The sequence below is a fragment of the Burkholderia sp. TSV86 genome (assembly GCF_001522865.1).
GTDB lineage: Bacteria > Pseudomonadota > Gammaproteobacteria > Burkholderiales > Burkholderiaceae > Burkholderia.
Genome location: NZ_LOWB01000052.1, coordinates 1 through 891 on the forward strand (window position 1 = coordinate 1; position 891 = coordinate 891).

1 protein-coding gene is annotated in these 891 nt (G+C 60.5%); it reads left to right on the top strand.

Annotated elements, in window-relative coordinates; translation table 11 throughout:
• The coding region (locus tag WS68_RS08555) for an IS481 family transposase (protein ID WP_059570386.1) at positions 1-891 on the top strand (891 nt) is incomplete at both ends.

The window sequence follows — 891 nt, forward strand, 5'->3', positions numbered from 1 at the left end:
GGCAGCTCGGCAACGTCAGCCAGGCCTGTCGCGTGATGGGTTACTCGCGCGACAGCTTCTACCGATTTAAGGAACTGTACGATCGAGGCGGTGAAGCTGCGCTGCAGGAGATTTCCCACCACCGGCCGCTGCTCAAGAACCGCGTGGATCCGCAGGTCGAGGCCGCCGTTGTCGAACTGGCCCTCGAATTGCCAGCCTACGGTCAGGTGCGTATCGCCAACGAGGTCCTCAAACGGCATGCTCTGTCCGTCTCGCCCCAAGGCGTCCGTAGCATCTGGTTGCGCCACGATCTGGAGACCATGCCGAAGCGCCTGAAGGCCTTGGAAGCCAAGTCCGCCCAGGAGGGGTTGGTGCTGACCGAGGCGCAGCTCGTCGCGCTCGAACGAGCCAAGCACGAGAAGGAAGTGCACGGCGAATTCGAGTCCGAATGTCCGGGCTACTGCGGCGCGCAGGATACGTTCTATGTCGGCAGCCTCAAGGGCGTCGGACGTGTCTACCAGCAAACTTTCGTCGATACCTACTCGAAGGTTGCGTTCGCCAAGCTCTACGATCGCAAGACACCCTTGCCGGCGGCGGACCTGCTCAACGATCGCGTTGTCCCGTTCTTCGACGGCTTCGGCATTCCGCTGCTACGCGTGCTGACAGACCGCGGCACCGAATACTGCGGCAACCCCGAGCATCACGAATACGAGCTGTATCTGGCCTTGGAGGACATCGACCACACCCGAACAAAGGCCAAGTCGCCGCAAACCAACGGGATCGTCGAACGGCTGCACAAGACCATGCTCAACGAGTTCTATCGCATCGTCTTCCGCAAGAAGATCTACGACTCGATCGCCACCTTGCAGACGGACCTTGATGCGTGGCTCGACCAGTACAACAATGAACGAT